Source organism: Paucihalobacter ruber (assembly GCF_006494535.1).
Lineage (GTDB): Bacteria > Bacteroidota > Bacteroidia > Flavobacteriales > Flavobacteriaceae > Paucihalobacter > Paucihalobacter ruber.
Genome location: NZ_VHIQ01000020.1, coordinates 1 through 571, shown reverse-complemented (window position 1 = coordinate 571; position 571 = coordinate 1). Strand labels below are relative to the sequence as shown.

Sequence of the window (571 nt, the reverse complement as noted above, 5' to 3'; positions counted from 1 at the left end):
CCCCTGCTGCCGCACGATTGCATCGTGTGGTTCCAACAATACATAAATGGTTCTATTCTTTCAACCAAAATACTGAAAAACAATAACATTATCTAGTAATCCTTTTTTGTCTGCATAATCTGCCGCACTACTGTAAACATAATCTTCTGGATGATAGACTAAACCGGCGTCTACAGGATTATTATGTACATAACTTATTTTTTCGTGAATTACTTTATTACTCCATAATTCAATAGGTTTGTTGTCGTGTCTCCAAAATTGAAATTTATTAACATTTGAAGACATGCCAGCAGCTTTTTTAAACTGTTCCAATAAAAATTCCTTTCTACTTTCTTTTGGATTGTCTTGTATTGCTTTCACTATTTTTTTACTGGTAAAACGCTTAAAATCCCCTAGCAAACTCGAGGGATGCAAATCATTAATACTTCTAAAAACTAAATGAACATGGTTGGTCATGATACACCAAGCATGAATCTCCATTCCTTTATGTTTTTGGCAATAGGATAAGCTGTCAATAAGAATGTCTTTATACTCATTTCGGGTAAAAACGTCTAGCCAATCGACCACAGCA

At 34.3% G+C, this 571-nt stretch carries 1 protein-coding gene; it reads right to left on the bottom strand.

Annotated elements, in window-relative coordinates; all coding sequences use genetic code 11:
* Window positions 1-60 precede the first annotated feature (60 nt).
* On the bottom strand, window positions 61-571 hold a 511-nt coding region (locus tag FJ651_RS15640), incomplete at its 5' end, for a transposase (protein WP_140991726.1).